Below are 18,131 nucleotides of genomic sequence, written 5' to 3'. Positions count from 1 at the left end.
TCAACAAAGTTCAATTGAGCTTTACAACAAAGTCACGCAGGGCATTTATCCGGAAATTTGTCAAATAAAAATTCATTAAATCATACAACATGAAAACAATAGACAAAATTTACATTAACGGAGAATTTGTAACGCCTCAAGGAACTGAATATTTCGACCTTATAAGCCCAACCACAAATGAAAAGCTCGGAAAAGTTAGACTAGGAAATACCGAAGACACTCAAAACGCGATAGAAGCCGCTAAAAATGCTTTTAAAACTTTCTCTAAAACTTCAACTACAGAAAGAATTCAATATTTGAAAAACATAAAAACTGCTGTTGAAAAAAGAAAAACCGACTTTGTAAACATAATGGTCGAAGAATATGGAGGAACATTTCAATTTGCATCTGTAAGCCACGAATACATGCTAAAAGGTTTCGATTCAGCAATTAGCCTATTAAACAGTTACGATTTCATTAAAACAATGGGACAATCTGAGGTTCAAATGACCCCAATTGGCGTTGTTGGAATCATAATCCCATGGAACTCAAGCAATGGTTTTATCTCTAGCAAATTAGCAACAGCAATCGTTGCAGGATGCACAACTGTCATAAAACCTAGCGAAATGAGCGCGCAACAAACCCAACTGATGATGGAATGCTTACACGACGCTCAACTTCCAAAAGGAATAGTAAATATCGTAAACGGACTAGGAGAAGTTGTTGGCGCAGAAATAAGCCGAAATCCCGATATTTCAAAAATTTCTTTTACTGGCTCAACAAACGTTGGGAAAATTATTGCCAAAGAAGCCGTTAACACCATGAAACGCGTTACACTAGAACTAGGAGGAAAATCACCAAACATCATTTTAGACGATGCCGATTTCTCAAAAGCAATTCCGCTTGCCTTAAGCGCCGCGTTTATGAACAGCGGACAAGCATGTATTGCCGGAACCCGACTTTTAATTCCAGAAAACAAATTAGAAGAAACTAAATCAATCCTCAAAGAAGTTTTAGCAAACGTAATTGTTGGCGACCCAAAAAACACCAATACCGCAGTTGGGCCGATGGTAAGCACAAAACAATATCAACGCGTTCAAGATTACATTCAAATCGGGATTACTGAAGGCGCCGAAATTCTTGCTGGAGGATTAGGAAAACCTGAAGGGCTTGAGAAAGGAAATTTTGTAAAACCGACTGTTTTTGTAAATGCAAAAAATCAAATGCGTATTGCCAGAGAAGAAATCTTCGGGCCTGTTTTAACCGTCATTACATACAAAACCGAGGAAGAAGCAATTGAAATTGCAAACGACACCACTTACGGACTTCAAGCTTATGTAAGCTCATCAGACGAAAAAAGAGCACATCGAGTTGCTTCGCAAATCAACGCTGGACGCGTTCAAATAAACGGAATTGGACACGATCCTATGGCGCCTTTTGGCGGATTTAAGCAATCCGGAATTGGTCGTGAATTTGGAAACATCGGACTTGAGGCGTATTTAGAACCAAGAGCACTTATCCAACCTTTATAATCATTTACAATCCGGAAAGTTTTGATGAAAAGATTTTCCGGATCTTTTGTAATTTTACCATTATGACGACAAAATCAAATCCGAAACCAAAAATACTTTACTCCTGCTATTATGCGCGCAGCCGAGAAGGAGAACATTTTATTCCAGAACATGTTTTCAGCTACCAAATTTCTGGAGAAATGATAGCTTCAGACAGCAAAAGCACTTTTAACTCAAAACCGGGAGATTTTCGCTTCAGCAAGAGAAATCATTTGGCCAAATTCACCAAAATTCCTCCAGAAAATGGTGAATTCAAAACCATATCACTTTTTCTAGATCAGGAAATTCTGCGTGAAGTAAACAAAGAATACAATTATAAAGTCAGCAAAAAAGCCGATTCTGAAGCCATGATCACATTAGCTCCAAATCCGCTTTATAAATCTTTTATGGAATCGCTGATCACTTATCTTGAAGTTGAGCAAGAAAGCAACGAAGCCTTGTTTAATTTAAAAATCAAAGAAGCCATTCATCTTTTATTAAAAGTAAATCCCGAATTAAAAGATATTTTATTTGATTTCACCGAACCCGGAAAAATCGATTTGGAAGCATTTATGAACAAAAATTTCCACTTTAATGTGCAAATGCATCGATTTGCCTATCTCACCGGAAGAAGCTTAGCGACTTTTAAAAGAGATTTTCAAAAGATATTCCAGCAAGCGCCTGGAAAATGGCTATTAAACAAAAGACTTCAAGAAGCCTACTATTTAATCAGCCAAGGAAATCCACCATCAGAAGTTTATATTGGCGTCGGTTTTGAAGATTTATCTCATTTTTCATTTTCATTCAAAAAGAAATTCGGAATTGTTCCTTCTTCTTTAAATCATAAATAGGCCTTCTCCAATAAGCCTTCCAAAAATTAAGTCTTTCCCTATAAGTTTCCCGTGGTTGAAACCACGGGCTATATTCAAAATAAGACACATAAAACTTTGCGAACTCAACATTCTTTAAAAAGATACTTAGCGCACTTTGCGCATACCTTAGCGCGCTTTGCGATAAAAAAACATCTAGAAAATACCCTAATTTTAAAGCATAAAAAAAAGCCTCTCATTTCTGAGAGGCTTTCTGTTGGTCTACTAGGACTCGAACCTAGAAAGACGGCACCAAAAACCGTAGTGTTACCATTACACCATAGACCAGCAGTGCGGTTAAGCGGGTGCAAAATTAGAACTTTATTTATTTTATGCAAATTTTATTTAAAACTTTTTTGCATAAAAAAAAGCCTCTCATTTCCGAGAGGCTTTTCTGTTGGTCTACTAGGACTCGAACCTAGAAAGACGGCACCAAAAACCGTAGTGTTACCATTACACCATAGACCAGCAGTGCGGTTAAGCGAGTGCAAATTTAAGGCTTTATTTAGTTTTTGCAAACTTTTTGAAGAAAAAAAATCATTTTTTTTGTTTTTTTTCACATTTAAATCTCGTCCATTAACGGAATCATCTCATTGACAATACATTACTTTTAACTTAGAGTTTTACAGAATTTTTTGTTAATGCTCGTTTCTTTACATAAAAAAACATTTTCTTTGTAGGATAGAAAACATACAAAATTTTAACACCTAAATATGGCACAATTCAATTTCAATAAATGGAATACTATTATTGGTTGGTTTGCATTTGCAATCGCTTTAATTACTTATACTTTAACCGTCGAACCTACAATGAGTTTTTGGGATTGTGGAGAATATATAGCCACAGCAGCCAAACTTGAAGTGGGTCACCCACCAGGAGCACCTTTATTCCAGATGATGGGAGCTTTTTTTGCCATGTTTGCTATCGATGCGCAACATGTAGCCGTAATGGTTAATATGATGTCTGTTTTTTCTAGTGCATTTACAATTTTATTTATGTTCTGGTCTTCTTCAATGATCTTAAAAAAGATCGTAGCACGTTTTGCAGAAATTGACCAAAACAATTCTGTAGTTATTTTAGGAAGCTCTTTTGTAGGCGCTCTTGCTTACACTTTTTCAGACAGTTTTTGGTTCAATGCAGTTGAAGCAGAAGTTTATGCAATGGCATCTTTATTAATTGCGTTGCTTTTCTGGCTTGGTCTTCGTTGGGAACAAGACATGGACAAACCAAAAGGAAACAAATGGCTTTTGATTATTTCATTAGTTGTCGGACTTTCATTTGGTGTTCACTTCATGGCATTATTGACAATCCCGTCGATAGGTTTTCTTTACTATTTCAAACACTACGAAAAAGTTACTATTAAAAATTTCCTAATTGCTAATGTAGTTGTAATTGGAATTTTGTTGTTCATTTTCAAATTGCTTTTGCCTTTAACGATGGCTTTCTTCGGAAAAACTGAAATCTTCATGGTAAACAGCGTGGGATTACCTTTTAATTCAGGAACCATTTTTGTTGCACTTTTATTTGTAGCTTTCTTTTATTTCGGATTAAAATTCACCAAACGAAAAGGACTTATTTTTTATAACACAATTATCCTTTGTATTTTATTTATCCTAATTGGTTTTTCAACTTGGATGATGCTTCCGGTTCGTGCGAATGCAAATACGGTAATCAACGAAAACAAACCATCAGACGCTATTGAGGTTTTAGCTTATTACAATCGTGAACAATATGGTGTAAATCCTTTATTCTATGGTCCTCAATATACCGAAGTTTTTGCTGGTCTTGATGAAAAAACGCCTTATTTAGACAAAAAACCAAACTACGAAAGAGATTATAAAACTGGTAAATACATTATTACCAACAATTACAAAAACGCAGATCAAAATTCTGACGACAATCAAAAAACGATTCTGCCAAGAATGTGGAGCACTGAAACTGCTCATATTCAAAACTATATCAACTTCACAAATCCGCCTAAATTCAAAATCAATCCGAATTACAATTATGAGGAAGATTTAGCAAAATACGGAATTGATGCAAGCCAGTTAAGTGAAGATGAATACAACAAAGCGACTGCTCAATTAAGAAACGAAGTTGAAAAAACAGTTTCTGAATTCAGAAAAGCTTATGCCCAAAAACAAATTGACAATGAAGGTTATGTAAAATTCCTAAATAGCTATAAAGATTATTTAATTATCGAAAAACCATCTGCGACTGACAACTTCGCTTTCATGTTCGAATACCAATTCGGATACATGTACTGGAGATATTTAATGTGGAATTTTGTTGGACGCCAAAGCGATGTTCAAGGAAAATACGACAATCTTGACGGAAACTGGATCAGCGGCATCAGGCCTCTTGACTCATTGCATTTGGGTTCACAGGAAAATCTACCTTCAGATGTTTTAAACAACAAAGGACGTAATGTTTATTATTTCCTTCCTTTCATCTTAGGACTTATCGGAATAATGTATCATGCAAACAAAGATCTTAAGAGTTTTTATGTGCTTCTGGCATTATTCTTATTCACCGGAATTGCATTAAAAATTTATTTGAACGAAAGACCTTTTGAGCCTCGTGAGAGAGATTATGCACTTGTAGGATCATTTTATGTCTTTGCTATCTGGATTGGCTTTGGAGTTTATTCCTTATATGAAAGCATCCAGAAATATATTGCTCCAAAAATTGCAGGACCAGTAATTATAGCAGGAAGTTTATTAGCTGCTCCAATTTTAATGGCTTCTCAAAACTGGGATGACCACGACAGATCTGGAAGATACACAGCTGTTGCAATGGCAAAAGCTTATTTGAGCTCATGTGACAAGGATGCAATCTTATTCACCATTGGTGACAACGATACATTCCCACTATGGTACGCTCAGGAAATTGAGCATTTTAGAACCGATGTCAAAATCGTAAATACAAGCTTGTTCATGACCGATTGGTACATTGATCAAATGAAAGCCAAAGCTTATGAATCAAACCCACTGCCGATATCATTTACTCATGATGATTATGTGGGAGATAAGCTGGATTATGTAGCTTTTATCCAAAAAATTGACACACGTTGGAACATCAATGATTTTATCGATTTTATCAAAAATCCTAAATCAACTGTTGGTCTTCAAAATGGACAAACAATCCACTTTTACCCAACAAACAAAATCAGAGTTCCTGTTGACAAAGATGCTATCATCAAAAACAAGGTTATCAATCCTAAATACAATGACTCAATTGTTCCTTATTTGGATATTGACATCAAAGGAAGCGCGATATACAAAAACCGCTTAATGATGCTTGACATCTTGGCTAACAACAACTGGAAACGTCCAATTTACTTTAGTGGTGGCGCTTTTGATGATGAAGATTACTTATGGCTGAAAAACTATTTGCAGTTAGACGGAATGGTTTACAAATTAGTTCCTATCAGAAATGTTCCATCAAAAGATGGCGGACCAATGGATATGGGGCAAATTGACGCCGATAAAATGTATGATATCGTAATGAAATGGGATTGGGGCAACAGCGAAAGTGATAAAATTTATCACGATCCTGAAACCAGAAGAAACAGTATTACCTACCGCACCAATTTATCTCGTTTAATGGATCAGCTTATTGCAGAAGGCAAAATTGACAAAGCTAAAAACGTAATCAATTTAGCAATGACAAAAATGCCTTTGGACAAATTTGGATATTATTCATTAGTTGAGCCTTTTACAAACGGATATTACAAAGTTGGAGAAACTGCAAAAGCGCGAGAATTGCTTAACAGATTGGTTAAAAAATACAATGAAAACCTAAACTATTACGCAACATTGCCTCCTGGAGACCAAACTGACCTTGCTATAGATATTATTACTGATATTGAGCGTTACAGAAGTCTTTTACAAGTAATGGATCGCAATAACGACAAAGCATTCTACGAAAAACACAAAAAGACTTTTAACACATACGTAAATGTATTCGAACGTTTCGGACGCGAAAAAGAATAATAATATACGAAAAATATACTGATTAAAAAAATGCAGTGCTGTTAGATAAATAGCACTGCATTTTTTAATTTTACAGTATCTGTAAATCCATTCAAAAATGAGCTTTTATTGGGTCAAAACTAATTCATTTATAAAAACGGTGTTTTCTAAGTATTGTTGGGATATTCCAAACAAGGAAAAGAAAATATACCTCACTTTTGATGATGGCCCTACTCCAGAAATTACAGATTGGGTTTTGTCTGAATTGAAAAAATTTGATGCCAAAGCTACTTTCTTCTGTATTGGAAAAAATATAAATGCAAATGCCAACTTGTTCGAAAGATTAATTGCCGAGGGACATGCCATTGGCAACCATACCATGAACCATATAAATGGATGGAAAAGCCAAACAAACGAATATATCGAAAACGTTAAAACCTGCGCTTCGATTTTAGCCAATGAAAAAAAACTAAACAGTTTACTGTTTCGTCCTCCTTATGGAAAAATCAAAAAAGCACAATCTAAAATATTGCGTGGCTTGGGCTACAAAATAGTAATGTGGGATGTTTTAAGCGCCGATTTTGACCAATCGATTACGCCAGAAAAATGTCTTGAAAATGTGACTAAAAACGTAACTTCAGGAAGTGTAATTGTTTTTCATGACAGTATAAAAGCATCGCAAAATTTAAAATTTGCATTGCCAAAAACATTACATTTTTTAAAAGAAAATGGGTATGCGTTTGATGTTATTCACTAAAACAACATCACAAAAGTTTTGTATTATTGGTTGAACTGTTCTTGAACAATTCCTATAATTGTATTTGCATCAAGCTCGCCTGACTGCCTCCAGATCATTTGTCCCTCTTTATAAATCATTAGCGTCGGAAGGCCTTTAATACGAAGAGCCTCAGCTAGTTCTTGATTCTTATCTACATCAATTTTGATTACTTTGGCCTTATCACCAAGTGCAGCCGCAACGTCCTTAATTACAGGATGCATAGATACTGACGATTCATTCCAATCTGTGTAAAAGTCAATCAACACAGGGACTTGAGCATTTATTAGTTCTCCAAATTTTGACATAAAACCAAAAATTTAAATTTTTTAATTTACTACAAAGAGGCAAATATTCTACAAATGTAGCATTTTTAACGAATTAAGCCACATTCTTGCCCTTTTTTAGTTCAATCACTGTTATTTCAGGCATAATTCCAACTCGTCCTGGATAAGCATGAAAACCAAATCCACGGTTAACATAAACGTATCTTCCGGCAGTTTCGTACAAACCTGCCCATTGTTTGTAAATATATTGTGCTAAACTCCATTTAAAATAACCCGGAATCTCAATTCCAAACTGCATTCCGTGTGTATGTCCTGCCAATGTCAAATGAAAGTTCTTAGGATGATCTTTAATTTCGGCATCCCAATGACTTGGATCGTGGCTCATTAAAACTTTAAAATCTTCTTTAGCAACATTTTCAGAGGCTTTATTTAAATCTCCAGCCTTTTTAAAATTAACTCCCCAGTTCTCCACTCCAATCAAAGCGATTTTATCATCGCCTTTCTGAATATACGTATGCTCGTTCAGCATCAATTTAAAACCAATTTGGCCGTAAAGTTTTTTGATTTCTTGAAAATTTTCTTCCTTGTCTTTTTCAGATGGCCAAGTCACATATTCGCCATAATCGTGATTTCCTAAAACAGAAAATTTTCCATACTTATAATCTTTGATTCGGCTAAAAGTATCCAACCACGGATGCATTTCTTTTGCATGTGTATTTACGATATCACCCGTAAACAAAATCATATCAGCCTCTTGTTCATTGATCAAATCGATGGCGTAATTTATCTTTTCGGGATTATCAAAACTGCCACTATGAACATCTGAAATTTGTGTAATTCTAAATCCATCAAAAGCATCTGGCAAATCTGGAAAAAAGACAGTCTGTTTGATTACTTTGAAATTATATTTTCCTTCAAAAATTCCGTAAATCAAAGACAAAAAAGGCACAGCTGCCAAACCTAAAGCAATTTGGCTAATGAATTTTCTTCGATCTGGCATTATTTCTTTTCTAGGTGCATTATACATGAAATAATTCAAAAGGCTTGCACCAATTCTAAAAATGTCTTCACCAAACATTACTAAAGTAAGAACGATTTTTGGAACATAAACCAATAACATTAGCCCCATTGTAAACATGGTTTGCTTGGTTTGCCCTACTGAGCGGTCAAACTGAGTAAAAGAATATATGATAAATGCTAAAAGCAAGAAACTTATTATCTGGTAGCTTATTAAAATCCATCTCGTTTTTATTAAAGTACGAAAGGCTTGGTAGGAATAAAATTCAATAAGCAGAAAAAGGGCACACAGAATTACAAAACGAAGGATCATTAGTTATAGTTTTAAGCAAAAGTAACAAAGAATGAAAATTTTATTGCTTTTAATTATCAAAAATTTAACTCAAAAACAAAGAACAAAAAGCTGGTAGATTTCTCCACCAGCTTTTTTCTCTACCAAATTTTTTAAAACCTTTTATAATCCACACAAAGCCTGCCAAGGCAAACTTATATTTTTTTATTTTTGAGTTTTTGCTGTCTCCGGCTTAGCTGCCTCTGCTTTTTTAGCTTTTTTGTCTGCTTTTTTCTCTTTTGCTGGAGCTTTAGCTTCTTTTGCTGGAGCTGTTTTAGCTTGAGTTGGAGTTGTTTGAGCATTTACCATTGCCACTGTTCCTAGAACAGCTACTGCAAGCATTACTATTTTTTTCATAATTAAAAATTTTACTGATTTGTTTATTACTTCTATTATTATACCTCAAAGATAGAATCACTAAATGAAGACAAAATGAAGATTAAACCATTCCGAAAAAATTAACTTTTAATTATGTTTTAGAGGCTCCGGAACAATTAAGGTGAATGTTGTTCCGACGTTAATTTTTGACTCTACTTTGATTTCAATATGATGAAAAGAAGCAATACTTTCGGCAATTGCGAGGCCTAAACCTTGCCCGTCCTGATCAGAGCTGATTCTTGCAAATCGGTTAAATATTTTTTCGATATGTGCCTCACTCATTCCAAGACCTGTATCTTTTATAGAAATAAAATAATGTCCTTTTTCAAAACCATCTTCGGCAATAATTTTTCCGTTTGGTCGATTGTATTTTATAGCATTTGTAACCAAATTATAAACCAAAATATGAATGAGCGTTTTGTTTCCTTTAAAAACATAATCATGCTCCATTTTATTTACAAACTCAATTTCTCGATCTTCAATTCGATCTTCTAAATCTTCCTGCAAGTCATTGACAATTTCATAAAAATTAATCTCTTCGTTTGCCTCATATTGATTGTTTTCAATTCGGGAAATCAGCAACAAATTATTAATTATTTTTTTCAGCATGTCTAATGTCTTCAGCGAGCCTACTATTTTATCAACGGCATTATCATCTAAAGATTCATTTTGTAATAAATTTTCGAATTTACTTTTCAGCAATGCAATTGGCGTAAGCAATTCATGTGAAACATTTGAAATGAATTGTTTTTCTTTCTTAAAAAGTTCCGTAATTCGGTCCATCATTTGGTTCAACACCAAATCTAGTTCTCTAAAATCTCTAGAATTTGCTTTTATTGGAGTATGATCAAAACCTTCTGGCTCATTGACACGTTTTATTTTTGTATCGATAATTTTATAAAACGGTTTTAAAAGATATTCGATATAAACGGTATCTGCCAAAAAAGTAACGAGCAGAATAACCACCAAAACAATAATAATAAAGAATCGGATAATAAAGGTCAAATCGTTTACTTCGCTTAAACTGCTACCAATTTCGAGTTGATACCCTTGATTTTCATAAGTAAAATGATATTGCAGAATTCGATATTCATTTTCTTCGCCTTCAATAATTCGGTATTCATTATTGAAAAAAGTCTTTTTCTCATTATCTTTTATTGGAATTTTAGACAGTACCAAAAATTCGCTGTGCAGTGTCGAAAATTGAGAATAGGTTTCGGTTGAATCATCGGCATTCTGAATAAAATCATCGATTTCTTTTTTATTCAAATGATCAATGAATTTTTTCTTTTTTTCAACCAAGCCGTTGTTGATATGCCTATAAACCACATTTTCTACCAATATGGGCAACATCAACCATAAAATCAAAATCACCAACAAACGTGTCAGTGCATTAAAAATAGCCAATTGGTGTTTTATCTTCACAAATTAATCTTTTATTCGTTGATTCGATAACCGACATTTCTAACCGTTTCAAACCAATCTATTGTGGTATGTTTATCTAATTTTTTTCGAAGATTTCGAACGTGAACATCAATAAAATTAGAATCAGAATTGATCTCTAGAATATCTCCCCAAATATGTTCTGTCAATTGCAGTCTTGTAATCACTCGATTTTTATTCAAAACCAAATATTGAAAAATGTCAAACTCTTTTTTGGTCAAACTAATTGGCACTTCATTATAGCTAACTTTATAATCTTGAAGCTGCAACAAAAATCCATGAATGCTTAAATTATTCAAGGTGAAACCATGAATTCTGCGAATCACGGCAAACAATCTCGCACTGAGTTCTGTCAGTGCAAAAGGTTTTGTCAAATAATCATCGGCACCTAAATGCAGACCGTTTATTCTGTCGTCTAATTCACCACGAGCCGTCAAAACAATGACCGCCATTTTTGACTGTGTTTTTCGTACTGCTTTCAAAACCTCAAAACCGTCTCCGTCTGGCAATCCTAAATCAAGAAGCATCGCGTCAAAATCATTGCCAGCCACTTCTTCAAGTGCTTCATCGCAAGTATGCGTTATTTTACATATATAACCTGCATTGCACAAAAAATCATAAACTTCGACGGCAAGTTCCTTATTGTCTTCAACAATTAAAATATTCATAATCTGTAGCTATTAAGCGCAATTAAATTTAAGCAATTTTAAAAAATCCCGACGCCTATTATTAAAAAAATTAACGATTGAAAAAAAGCCGACAAATTTCTTCGTCAGCTTTTTCAACCGCATTCTCCATAACCATTATCCCTGTTTTGCTTCCTAACCATGAATCTGAAAACAAATCAGAAACAATAACTGTTATTTCATTGTTGAAGCTTCTGTTTTTGGAGCTTCAGTTTTTGTTGATTTTGCTTTTTTGTTGTGATGTTTAGAATGTTTAGCTGCTTTTTCCTCTTTTGGAGTTGTTGCTTTTGGGTCTTGTTGAGGAGTTGCTTTAACTTCTTTTGCAGGAGCTTTTTTAGCTGGAGCTGGAGCTGCTGTTACCATTACACTTGTTCCTAAAACTGCGGCGATCGCCATAAATAAATTTCTCATGATTTCTAAGTTTTTTAATTAATTGATTTTATTTTATTTTAATGTTTATTTTACTTTTTTACTTTTGCTTTCTCTTCTTTTGAAGCTTCAGTTTTTACTGCTTTTGTTTTTTTATCAGCTTTGTTTTTTGGCTGTTTTGTTGCTGTAACTTCTTTTACAGGTGCTGTTTGTTTACCTTTGGCAGGAAATGCGTGAACCATTGCGCTTGCACCTAAAACTGCTACTAATACCATCAATAAATTTCTCATGATTTCTAAAATTTAAAAATTAATACCTTTTATTTTACACTTCAAAATTACCTTCGCAAAATGAAGAAAAAATGAAGAATTCTTACAAACTGAATTATTTAACGAGACATTAACGCTTTGCCGTTTTTTGAACCATATAAGTCATATAAGTTTCATTTAATTTAACAATATCCAAACAGGCGCACTGCAGTGCGTCTCTACAAATGATGAGGAACAAATTAATTTTCATCAACCGAATCATTTTTAAAACCCAATTGTTTATTTTTACAGACTAATATTTTTAATATGTCAACTCAAAAACGCCTTTTTCTTCTAGATGCTTACGCATTAATTTTTCGTGGTTATTATGCCTTTATAAAAAACCCGAGAATCAACTCAAAAGGAATGGATACATCTGCAATTATGGGTTTCATGAACTCGCTTTTGGATGTGATTAAACGAGAAAAACCAGATCATTTAGCTGTTGCCTTTGATAAAGGCGGAAGCGCGATGCGAAACGAAATATTCCCAGAATACAAAGCAAACCGAGACGTAACGCCCGAAGCAATCAAAATTGCGGTTCCTTATATATGTGAACTTTTAAAAGCAATGCATATTCCTATTATTGAAGTTGAAGGTTTTGAAGCCGATGACTTAATTGGAACTATTGCCAAGCAAGCCGAAAAACAGAATTACAAAGTTTTTATGGTAACGCCCGATAAAGATTTTGCACAATTAGTTTCTGAAAACATCTTCATGTATAAACCTGCCCGAATGGGTAACGGAATCGAAATTTGGGGTGTTCCTGAGGTTTTAGAAAAATTTGAAATTGAACGACCAGAGCAAGTAATTGATTTTCTTGGAATGATGGGCGACGCAGCCGATAATATTCCTGGGCTTCCTGGAGTTGGTGAAGTTACAGCCAAAAAGCTTTTAAAAGAATTTGGCACAATGGAAAACCTTTTGGCAAATACAGACAAGCTAAAAGGTAAAATGAAGGAAAACATTGAAGCAAACAAGGAAAAAGGTTTGCTTTCTAAAACATTGGCAACTATTTTATTAGACTGCCCTGTTGTTTTTGACGAAACTGATTATGAATTATCGCGTCCGGATATTGAAAAAACGGAAGCTATTTTTCAAGAATTAGAGTTCAGAAGAATGGCGGAGCAATTTGACAATTTATTCAAAACCGATGGAACGCAAACTACCACTCCAGAAGTTTCTGATGCTAAATTGTACAAAAAACCACAGCCGAAAAACGAAGATCAATTTGATTTGTTTGGAAGCGCTTCCGCAGATGAAGATTCAGAAACTCCAAAAAATTCATTCTATAGCACTTTATCAGACACACCTCACTCCTACCAGATTGTTCAAGGAGATTTGGGCGTGAAATTGTTATTGCAGAATTTACAGAATCAAACTTCGGTTTGTTTTGATACCGAAACTACTGGAATTGATGCTTTGCACGCAGAATTGGTTGGAATGTCTTTTTCATATGAAAAAGGAAAAGCATTTTATGTTCCGTTTCCGGAAAGCCAAGAAGAAGCTCAAACTTTGATCGAGAAATTTAGACCATTTTTTGAAAATGAAAACATCGAAAAAATTGGGCAAAACTTAAAATACGATCTAAAAATCCTTGCTAATTATGGCGTTACCGTAAAAGGAAAACTTTTTGATACGATGATTGCGCATTATCTGATCAACCCTGATATGCGTCATAATATGGATGTTTTGGCCGAAACCTATTTGAAATATTCTCCTAAACCAATTGAAGATTTAATTGGAAAAAAAGGAAAAAATCAGCTTTCGATGCGCGATGTTCCTCTTGAAGATATTAAAGAATATGCTGCCGAAGATGCTGATATTACTTTACAATTAAAAGAAATCTTCACGACGGAACTAGACAAAACCGAAACCAAAAAGCTATTTGATGAAATCGAAATTCCATTAGTAAGCGTTTTAGCTGCTATGGAAACTGAGGGAATTCGTCTAGATGTTGATTTCTTAAAAGGAATGTCATCTGAAATGGATGTCGAAATCAAATCTTTGGAACAAAAAATATACGAAACTGCTGGTGAAAAATTCAATTTGGCTTCACCAAAACAATTGGGAGATATTCTATTTGAAAAAATGAAGATTGGCGGTGCAAAACAAAAGAAAACCAAAACCGGTCAATATGCAACCGGAGAAGAAGTCTTGACATATTTGGCAAACGAAAATCCGATTGTAAAAGATATTCTGGATTGGCGCCAAATGGTAAAATTACAGAGCACCTATATTTTGGCTTTGCCAGAACAAGTGGACAAAAAAACGTTGCGCGTTCATACCGATTATATGCAAACCGTTGCTGCAACAGGGCGTTTAAGTTCAAATAATCCGAACTTGCAAAATATTCCGATTCGTACCGAAAGAGGACGTCAGATTCGTAAAGCTTTTGTCGCTCGCGATGAAAACCACACTTTAATCTCTGCCGATTATTCTCAAATCGAATTGCGAATCATTGCTGCTTTAAGTGGCGAAGAAAACATGATAAAAGCATTCCAAAACGGAGAAGACATTCACAGATCGACAGCTGCAAAGGTTTTTGATGTTGCTTTAGAAGAGGTAACCCGCGAACAAAGAAGCAACGCCAAAACAGTAAACTTCGGAATTATATATGGTGTTTCTGCTTTTGGATTAAGCAGTCAGACTTCGTTATCTCGAAGCGAAAGTGCTGCTTTAATTGACGCTTACTATAAAACTTATCCGAGATTGAAATCTTTTATTCAGGAACAAATTGAATTTGCGAGAGAAAAAGGATATGTGCAAACCATTTCAGGCCGACGCCGTTATTTAAAAGACATCAACTCGGCAAATGCTGTTGTTAGAAGCGCCGCAGAGCGAAATGCGGTAAATGCACCAATTCAAGGAAGCGCCGCTGACGTGATTAAAATTGCAATGATCAACATTCATAAAAAATTACAAGACGAAAACTGGAAATCAAAAATGTTGCTTCAGGTACATGATGAGCTTGTGTTTGATGTTCATAATGACGAACTCGAAAAAATCCAGCCAATGATTAAACACGAAATGGAAAATGCTTTTAAAATGGCAGTTCCTTTGGAAGTAGAACTTGGTTTAGGGAAAGATTGGTTGGAAGCGCATTAATTCTATTTTAGATTGTTGGATTTTAGATTTCTTAATCAACAATCAATGCAATCTTGTCATTTCGACGAAGGAGAAATCTCCACAAGTAACTCCGCAATGAGAATCCAAACTTTGTCGAGCTTCTCGCGGAGATTTCTCCTTCGTCGAAATGACAAAAAATATGCACAAAAAAAGACTGTTCTTTCGAACAGTCTTTTTTTGTTTTTCTTATTTAACTTTTCTTGTCGATTCTCTTTCTTTTAAAACCGTCTTGATTACAATTGTTTCATAATCTGAAGTTTCTTCTTCGCTTTCTTCCAATCTTTTTATTAAGCGTTTTGCTGCGACTTCACCAATTTCAATTCCGTGTTGGCTTACTGTTGTCAAACTTGGTGATAAGCGTCTTGATGCTAAAATTCCGTCAGCAAAACCAATAATTGAAATATCTTCAGGAACTCTGTATCCTTTTTTCAAACTTACTCTTAAAGCCGCAACCGAATCATTTTCATCCAAAGCAAAAATTCCGTCAATTTTATTATCAAAAAGAGCGTCGATTTTAGCCTTCATATCATCTTCAGAATCGGTACGAAGAATAATTTTCTCGTTTATCGGAATATTATTGTCTTTTAAAGCTTTCAGATATCCATCGGCTCTTAATTTTCCAACACTTAAATTATCCACCGAAGAAATCAGTGCAATATTTTTACATCCAAGATTAATCAAATGCTGTGTTGAGTTCAAAGCCGAATCAAAATCGTCTACCACTACTTTATCACAATCTACTTCATCAGCAATACGATCAAACATTACAATTGGAGTTCCATCATTGATAATTTCCGAAAAGTGATTGTAATCTTGAAGTTTTTGTGCTTCCTCAGAAACCGAAAGAATGAAACCATCGATAGTTCCGTTACTCAACATTTCAAGTGTATGAATTTCTTTTTCCAAAGATTCGTTAGAAATACAAGTAATCACATTATATCCTTTTTTGTCAGCTACTTTTTCGATTCCGCTAAAAACTTTAGCAAAAAAAGAATTTAATATATTAGGTATAATTACACCAATCGTTTTGGTCTTTCTGTTCTTCAAATTCAGACCTATAACATTCGGTTTATAATTTTTGAGTTTGGCATACTCCTTAATCTTCACCTTCGTTTGCTCACTAATTTCTGGACTATCATTCAATGCTTTAGACACCGTAGACACAGAAACACCTAGTTCTTTCGCAATTTGTTTAAGAGTTGCTTTAGCTTTCATCTAATTAAATTTTATGTAATTAATACAAATATAGTAGAATTACCTAAAATAAAACAAAAAAGCCCTACCACTTATTAAAATTATAAGGTCTTTTGAAAATAAAACCAAGAAACATCGATTTTTCAAAACCGCATCCCCTTAAATCTCGTTAATAGTCTAATATACGCATTATTAACCTTAATAAAAACCTTTGATTATGAAAAACGAAGTTAAAATTCAGGAAGTTAATCCTTCCCTGGATAGCAGAAGGAGCTTTCTAAAGCTCAGCGGCTTAACGCTGGTTAGTGCAGGTTTGGTTTTGGCTGGCTGCAGCAACAATGATAATGAAGATGATATGCAGGATAATTCCCTGCCCGGAATAAAAAATGGAGTATTTGATTTAGGCTCCGGAGATTTTGGTGTATTGACTTATGCATACGCCTTAGAACAGTTAGAAGCTGATTTTTATACAAAAGTTGTAAATTCTTCCAGTTTCAATTCTGTTTTTAATGACACCGAAAAACAAGTTTTAACCGACTTGTATCATCACGAAGTAGTTCACAGAGATTTTTTCAAAGCCGCTTTAACGGGAGCTCTTCCTGATCCTAGTTCTCAGTTGCTTCCCTCCTTAGCATTCAATTATGGTTCTCTCAACTTCAACAGCCGCAACGAAGTTCTTGCAACTGCAAAAGCGCTGGAAGACACAGGAGTTGCCGCCTATAATGGCGCTGGAAGATTAATTAAGAGTGCAGACTACTTGTTACTGGCCGGAAAAATTGTTTCGGTAGAAGCCAGACATGCTTCAGCAATAAGAAGCTTGATCAACCCGAATTCTAAAGATTTTGCGGGTGACGATATTGTGAATACATCAACGGGATTAGATGTTGCAAAAGATCCTTCCAAAATTCTACCAATTGCCGGAGGATTTATTACCACAAAATTCACTGCCAATTATTTACCTTAATAGTAACTCGCTAAAACTTAGAAATTATGAATATTTTAAAATTTATAGAAACCTTCACTGATGACAGCTTAATGGCAAGAACAGGCTCACGAAGAGACAGTTTTACTCAGTTTGGAAATATTGGAAGAAATCTTGCGCTGGCATCAATCCCTTTCGGATTATCTGCAATGGCCAACAAAGCGCTTGCAAAAGATATAACGGCAACACCTGCCACGCCAATTGGCGCTTTGCAATTTGCATTGACTCTAGAATATCTTGAAAATGAATTTTATGCGATGGCACTAGATTCTGGAGTAATTCCAGCTTCGGAAAATGGTGGACGCGATCTAAAAGTTTTTCAGCAGATTGCTGCACATGAATCAAATCATGTTAAATTTTTAATTGCGGGATTAGGAGGCACAATGAGCGCCAATTTTGTTGCAAAGCCTACTTTTGACTTTACTGTTGGAGGAGCATTTGATCCTTTTCATGATTATCCAACCTTTTTGGCATTGGCACAAGCTTTTGAAGATACAGGCGTAAGAGCCTACAAAGGCCAAGCTGCTAATTTAATTTCTACTCCTGATTTATTGACCGCCGCATTGCAAATTCATTCGGTTGAAGCGCGACATGCATCTGAAGTAAGAAGACTACGAAGTTTAAAAGGATGGATATCAAATAGCGAAAGAGGTGCAGGAATGCCCGCCGCAACACAAGCTGTTTATGATGGCGAAGGAGTTACCATGCAGGCTGGCTTTAATACCGCAATGGCTTTTGGAGCTAGCGCAGGATCAGAAGCTTATGACGAACCATTAACGACACAACAAGTTGTAGACATTGCAAATTTGTTCATTGTTTAACAAAATAATTCAAAATATTGAGCCACCTTCGCGTTATAG

15 protein-coding genes and 2 tRNA genes are annotated in these 18,131 nt (G+C 34.9%); 7 read left to right on the top strand and 10 right to left on the bottom strand.

Going from position 1 to position 18,131, the window contains the following annotated elements:
* Positions 1-89 precede the first annotated feature (89 nt).
* Complete coding sequence (locus tag SCB73_RS09995) at positions 90-1,511, top strand: aldehyde dehydrogenase family protein (RefSeq protein WP_320569881.1); 1,422 nt, start codon at positions 90-92, stop codon at positions 1,509-1,511.
* Between the two features lie 62 nt (positions 1,512-1,573).
* Positions 1,574-2,380: a helix-turn-helix domain-containing protein gene (locus tag SCB73_RS09990; protein ID WP_320569880.1), complete on the top strand. Its 807-nt coding sequence runs from the start codon at positions 1,574-1,576 to the stop codon at positions 2,378-2,380.
* Between the two features lie 235 nt (positions 2,381-2,615).
* Here the strand turns inward: SCB73_RS09990 and SCB73_RS09985 are convergent.
* Both SCB73_RS09985 and SCB73_RS09980 read right to left on the bottom strand, forming a co-directional pair.
* A tRNA-Gln gene (locus SCB73_RS09985) sits at positions 2,616-2,686 on the bottom strand.
* Between the two features lie 109 nt (positions 2,687-2,795).
* A tRNA-Gln gene (locus tag SCB73_RS09980) sits at positions 2,796-2,866 on the bottom strand.
* Between the two features lie 245 nt (positions 2,867-3,111).
* Between SCB73_RS09980 and SCB73_RS09975 the strand changes: the two genes are divergently transcribed.
* Together SCB73_RS09975 and SCB73_RS09970 are read left to right on the top strand one after the other, a co-directional pair.
* Positions 3,112-6,393, top strand: coding sequence for a glycosyltransferase family 117 protein (locus tag SCB73_RS09975; protein WP_320569879.1), 3,282 nt, complete (start codon positions 3,112-3,114; stop codon positions 6,391-6,393).
* 97 nt (positions 6,394-6,490) lie between these two features.
* A complete protein-coding gene (locus SCB73_RS09970) occupies positions 6,491-7,129 on the top strand; it encodes a polysaccharide deacetylase family protein (protein ID WP_320569878.1) in 639 nt (212 codons plus the stop codon).
* Between the two features lie 23 nt (positions 7,130-7,152).
* Here SCB73_RS09970 and SCB73_RS09965 read toward each other — a convergent pair whose 3' ends face one another.
* The 7 genes from SCB73_RS09965 to SCB73_RS09935 all read right to left on the bottom strand — a co-directional run bounded on the left by SCB73_RS09965 (position 7,153) and on the right by SCB73_RS09935 (position 11,948).
* Positions 7,153-7,455 (bottom strand): thioredoxin family protein, encoded by a 303-nt coding sequence (locus SCB73_RS09965; RefSeq protein WP_026728605.1) that lies wholly within the window; start codon positions 7,453-7,455, stop codon positions 7,153-7,155.
* A 73-nt stretch (positions 7,456-7,528) separates the two neighbouring features.
* Positions 7,529-8,764: a metallophosphoesterase gene (locus tag SCB73_RS09960; RefSeq protein ID WP_320569877.1), complete on the bottom strand. Its 1,236-nt coding sequence runs from the start codon at positions 8,762-8,764 to the stop codon at positions 7,529-7,531.
* A gap of 183 nt (positions 8,765-8,947) precedes the next feature.
* Positions 8,948-9,139 carry a hypothetical protein gene (locus SCB73_RS09955; RefSeq protein WP_320569876.1) on the bottom strand — a complete coding sequence of 64 codons (192 nt, stop codon included), beginning with the start codon at positions 9,137-9,139 and terminating at the stop codon, positions 8,948-8,950.
* A gap of 108 nt (positions 9,140-9,247) precedes the next feature.
* Positions 9,248-10,585, bottom strand: coding sequence for a sensor histidine kinase (locus tag SCB73_RS09950; RefSeq protein WP_320569875.1), 1,338 nt, complete (start codon positions 10,583-10,585; stop codon positions 9,248-9,250).
* 11 nt (positions 10,586-10,596) lie between these two features.
* On the bottom strand, positions 10,597-11,271 hold the full coding sequence (locus tag SCB73_RS09945) for a response regulator transcription factor (RefSeq protein WP_320569874.1): 675 nt from the start codon (positions 11,269-11,271) through the stop codon (positions 10,597-10,599).
* Between the two features lie 192 nt (positions 11,272-11,463).
* Positions 11,464-11,700, bottom strand: a complete 237-nt coding sequence (locus SCB73_RS09940; protein WP_320569873.1) for a hypothetical protein — start codon at positions 11,698-11,700, stop codon at positions 11,464-11,466.
* A gap of 50 nt (positions 11,701-11,750) precedes the next feature.
* On the bottom strand, positions 11,751-11,948 hold the full coding sequence (locus SCB73_RS09935) for a hypothetical protein (protein WP_320569872.1): 198 nt from the start codon (positions 11,946-11,948) through the stop codon (positions 11,751-11,753).
* Positions 11,949-12,233: 285 nt separating this feature from the next.
* On the opposite strand from SCB73_RS09935, the gene polA reads away from it, so the two are divergent.
* Positions 12,234-15,074: a DNA polymerase I gene (polA, locus tag SCB73_RS09930; protein ID WP_320569871.1), complete on the top strand. Its 2,841-nt coding sequence runs from the start codon at positions 12,234-12,236 to the stop codon at positions 15,072-15,074.
* Between the two features lie 207 nt (positions 15,075-15,281).
* On the opposite strand, the gene SCB73_RS09925 is transcribed toward polA, so the two are convergent.
* Positions 15,282-16,310 carry a LacI family DNA-binding transcriptional regulator gene (locus SCB73_RS09925; RefSeq protein ID WP_320569870.1) on the bottom strand — a complete coding sequence of 343 codons (1,029 nt, stop codon included), beginning with the start codon at positions 16,308-16,310 and terminating at the stop codon, positions 15,282-15,284.
* 196 nt (positions 16,311-16,506) lie between these two features.
* On the opposite strand from SCB73_RS09925, the gene SCB73_RS09920 reads away from it, so the two are divergent.
* Positions 16,507-17,253 (top strand): ferritin-like domain-containing protein, encoded by a 747-nt coding sequence (locus tag SCB73_RS09920; RefSeq protein WP_320569869.1) that lies wholly within the window; start codon positions 16,507-16,509, stop codon positions 17,251-17,253.
* A gap of 26 nt (positions 17,254-17,279) precedes the next feature.
* Positions 17,280-18,092: a ferritin-like domain-containing protein gene (locus tag SCB73_RS09915; RefSeq protein WP_320569868.1), complete on the top strand. Its 813-nt coding sequence runs from the start codon at positions 17,280-17,282 to the stop codon at positions 18,090-18,092.
* The last annotated feature ends 39 nt before the right edge of the window (positions 18,093-18,131 follow it).

Origin of the sequence: Flavobacterium sp. KACC 22761, assembly GCF_034058155.1 — a bacterium.
Classification (GTDB): domain Bacteria; phylum Bacteroidota; class Bacteroidia; order Flavobacteriales; family Flavobacteriaceae; genus Flavobacterium.
Note: the sequence above shows the minus strand (reverse complement) of the source record. Positions and strands in the feature narration are given on the sequence as shown.

What these genes read in the sequence shown, in the direction of transcription:
- SCB73_RS09995 (WP_320569881.1), top strand. Translation starts at nt 90, where the DNA reads ATGAAAACAATAGACAAAATTTACATTAACGGAGAATTTGTAACGCCT.
- SCB73_RS09990 (WP_320569880.1), top strand. Translation starts at nt 1,574, where the DNA reads ATGACGACAAAATCAAATCCGAAACCAAAAATACTTTACTCCTGCTAT.
- SCB73_RS09975 (WP_320569879.1), top strand. Translation starts at nt 3,112, where the DNA reads ATGGCACAATTCAATTTCAATAAATGGAATACTATTATTGGTTGGTTT.
- SCB73_RS09970 (WP_320569878.1), top strand. Translation starts at nt 6,491, where the DNA reads ATGAGCTTTTATTGGGTCAAAACTAATTCATTTATAAAAACGGTGTTT.
- SCB73_RS09965 (WP_026728605.1), bottom strand. Translation starts at nt 7,455, where the DNA reads ATGTCAAAATTTGGAGAACTAATAAATGCTCAAGTCCCTGTGTTGATT.
- SCB73_RS09960 (WP_320569877.1), bottom strand. Translation starts at nt 8,764, where the DNA reads ATGATCCTTCGTTTTGTAATTCTGTGTGCCCTTTTTCTGCTTATTGAA.
- SCB73_RS09955 (WP_320569876.1), bottom strand. Translation starts at nt 9,139, where the DNA reads ATGAAAAAAATAGTAATGCTTGCAGTAGCTGTTCTAGGAACAGTGGCA.
- SCB73_RS09945 (WP_320569874.1), bottom strand. Translation starts at nt 11,271, where the DNA reads ATGAATATTTTAATTGTTGAAGACAATAAGGAACTTGCCGTCGAAGTT.
- SCB73_RS09940 (WP_320569873.1), bottom strand. Translation starts at nt 11,700, where the DNA reads ATGAGAAATTTATTTATGGCGATCGCCGCAGTTTTAGGAACAAGTGTA.
- SCB73_RS09935 (WP_320569872.1), bottom strand. Translation starts at nt 11,948, where the DNA reads ATGAGAAATTTATTGATGGTATTAGTAGCAGTTTTAGGTGCAAGCGCA.
- polA (WP_320569871.1), top strand. Translation starts at nt 12,234, where the DNA reads ATGTCAACTCAAAAACGCCTTTTTCTTCTAGATGCTTACGCATTAATT.
- SCB73_RS09925 (WP_320569870.1), bottom strand. Translation starts at nt 16,310, where the DNA reads ATGAAAGCTAAAGCAACTCTTAAACAAATTGCGAAAGAACTAGGTGTT.
- SCB73_RS09920 (WP_320569869.1), top strand. Translation starts at nt 16,507, where the DNA reads ATGAAAAACGAAGTTAAAATTCAGGAAGTTAATCCTTCCCTGGATAGC.
- SCB73_RS09915 (WP_320569868.1), top strand. Translation starts at nt 17,280, where the DNA reads ATGAATATTTTAAAATTTATAGAAACCTTCACTGATGACAGCTTAATG.